The sequence below is a fragment of the Dehalobacter sp. genome (assembly GCA_023667845.1).
Classification (GTDB): domain Bacteria; phylum Bacillota; class Desulfitobacteriia; order Desulfitobacteriales; family Syntrophobotulaceae; genus Dehalobacter.
The window spans coordinates 1-1,303 of record JAMPIU010000128.1 but is presented as its reverse complement, the minus strand read 5'-3'; the positions used below and the strand labels follow the sequence as shown (position 1 = coordinate 1,303).

General features: G+C 43.9%; 1 protein-coding gene. It reads right to left on the bottom strand.

Annotated elements, in window-relative coordinates; all coding sequences use genetic code 11:
• Positions 1–75: 75 nt before the first annotated feature.
• Positions 76–480: a hypothetical protein gene (locus tag NC238_10025; GenBank protein ID MCM1566267.1), complete on the bottom strand. Its 405-nt coding sequence runs from the start codon at positions 478–480 to the stop codon at positions 76–78.
• Between the last annotated feature and the right edge of the window lie 823 nt (positions 481–1,303).

Sequence of the window (1,303 nt, the reverse complement as noted above, 5' to 3'; positions counted from 1 at the left end):
AATTTTGAAGATAATGCTTAATTATGTCTTAAACAGTCCATTATTTGAGTGATAATAGAAAATTCCCGCTTGGATTTACTCTTCAATATCCCAATTAACTTTTTCACAAAGTTCTTTTAGATAATGTGAGCGTTGCGTTTCAGTTGAAACCCGTCTCATGTATGAATCATAAGTTATTTTAGCATCTTCTTTTGAGGAAATAATGAATATTCCTCCCCTGCCTCCCATCTTAGAGCCAATGAAAATACCATTCTCACGGAGGGGACCTAGTACCTCAACCTCCCATGTATATCTTTTAACAGGTAGGTTCATTTTTTCTAGGTGACGGATTATTTCATCCGTTGAGACTGCATAACTTGCCCCGACAGCATTTTGTAAGAGAAATCTAATGGTCTCAACCATATGCTCTTTATAACGATGGTCAGAGAGGAGGCCTTGCACCTCCAAAAACGTCTGTGCTGTCGCAACAAATGGTGACATACATTCGCTTATGTCTAAGTTGTATATAGTGTTTTGCTAATCTCTATATTACCCATATCGCATAGTGTCTTGCTTTTTCTGCGTCATAAAGGGCCAGTTGGCTCATTTAAATGTTAAATCTGCTAATTTCAAATTAACTGACACCAAGTTCTTCATTAGCACCGCTTCACAAACTCTCTCTTTATCTAGATCCATAGACGGGCACCTCTCGACCAGTACCAACGCAGACGACAGTTGGGAACTGTGTTTGATCGGGGAGGACAGCCGGTATGTCGATGTGACGGTCTTCATCCTGACCAATGAGGACACGGTTCCGGTCTGAGAAGGTGAGTGCCAGTACCGCTATGTTGACCCGGGAAGTGACCGGAGCGTAAAGAGTGGGAACCACGAGGTAGGGGATCTCGACCCGGGACAGGCGAGGTAGCCCTGTCTCCTGCCTGGTGGAAGAGAGGGATATGCTACGCGGCTGAATATGCGATACTGGTGGGTGTCGCAGTTGATACTGTATACAATTTGAGTGGATTTAAAACTTTGTAGCGGCTTGTACTTTAGTTTGTCCAGCGAGGGACTTCTTTTCTTGCGCCAATTTGATCAAGTCCTGATCAGAGTACAGCTCTGAAGTAAGTATCGGAAATGTAGAATAGATCAATTGGATAAACATATCCCAATTGAGATTTTTTGTGGTATACGAGTCTCTCTGGCCGAGGCCGACCACTGAGAGTGCGTGGCTTCAGATGCCCGAGCATTGCCAGTCGATCACGTGACAAATGAAACTGTTAACCCCCCGGACACCCCACATACAATGACATTCAGCCATGATCAC

Coding starts and splice junctions, on each gene's coding strand:
- NC238_10025 (MCM1566267.1), bottom strand. CDS start 480: ATGTCACCATTTGTTGCGACAGCACAGACGTTTTTGGAGGTGCAAGGC.